General features: G+C 63.3%; 1 pseudogene. It reads left to right on the top strand.

The window, feature by feature from the left end:
• Window positions 1-1238 (top strand): annotated as a pseudogene (locus tag I8N66_RS37410) (glycosyl transferase); the annotation flags it as partial.

Here is a 1238-nt window from a genome sequence, read left to right on the forward strand (position 1 = left end):
TTTGACCTCATGATGAACCGGTGGCTGCTCTACCAGGTGCTGGTTTGCCGGGTTTGGGCGCGGACCGGGTTTTATCAATCCGGTGGCGCCTATGGTTTTCGCGACCAGCTCCAGGATGTCATGGCGCTGGTTCACTGTGCGCCCGACGAGGCGCGCGCACATATCCTGCGCGCCGCGGCGCGCCAGTTTACCGAAGGTGACGTCCAGCATTGGTGGCACCCGCCGACGGGCGTTGGAGTTCGCACCCGCATCACCGATGACCTCTACTTCCTGCCTTACGTCGTCCAGAACTATGTTTCGGTCACGGGCGACTATGCGCTTCTCCGCGAGCCTGTGCCTTTCATCTCGTCGCCAGTCCTTACCGACGAGCAGGAAGAGACCTTCGGCGTGCCCGAAATCTCCCCGGAGACAGCAACGCTCTACGATCATTGCTGCCGCGCCCTCGAACGGGGTCTACGCACCGGTCGTCATGGCCTGCCCCTGATGGGAACAGGCGACTGGAACGACGGGATGAACAAGGTGGGCGCGGAAGGCTTGGGCGAAAGCGTCTGGAACGGCTGGTTCTTCCTGACCACGCTCAGGTCGTTCGCAACGTTGGCAACCGCCACCGGCGACAGCGAACGGGCCGCCTGGTGCGAAGAGCGAGCCGAGGCGCTCCGCGTCTCATTGGAGACCCACGCCTGGGACGGTTCCTGGTATCGACGCGCCTATTTCGACGACGGCACGCCACTTGGCTCCTCGGTGAACGATGAATGTCAGATCGACGCCATACCGCAGGCATGGGCCGTCATATCGGGGGCAGCCGACGCGGGACGCGCTTCGAAGGGCATGCAGGCCGTGTGGGATCGATTGGTTCGTCACGAGGACAAGTTGATCCGGTTGTTCGATCCGCCGTTCGACAAAGGCGCGCTGCAGCCGGGATATATCAAGGGCTACGTTCCAGGAATTCGCGAAAACGGTGGCCAGTACACCCATGCCGCTGCCTGGGTCGTCCTGGCCACGGCACTGTCGGGGGACGGAGACCGGGCGTTCGAGCTCTGGAGCATGCTGAACCCGATCAATCATGCCCTCTCCGCCGAAGACACCGGGCGCTACATGGTCGAACCCTATGTCGTGAGCGCCGACATCTACGGTGCACCGCCCCATTCGGGCCGCGGAGGGTGGACCTGGTACACGGGATCTGCCGGCTGGCTCTATCGTGTTGGCCTCGAAGCGATCCTCGGCATCCGCCGACAAGG

It is taken from the genome of Ensifer sp. SSB1 (genome assembly GCF_016652895.1).
Classification (GTDB): domain Bacteria; phylum Pseudomonadota; class Alphaproteobacteria; order Rhizobiales; family Rhizobiaceae; genus Ensifer.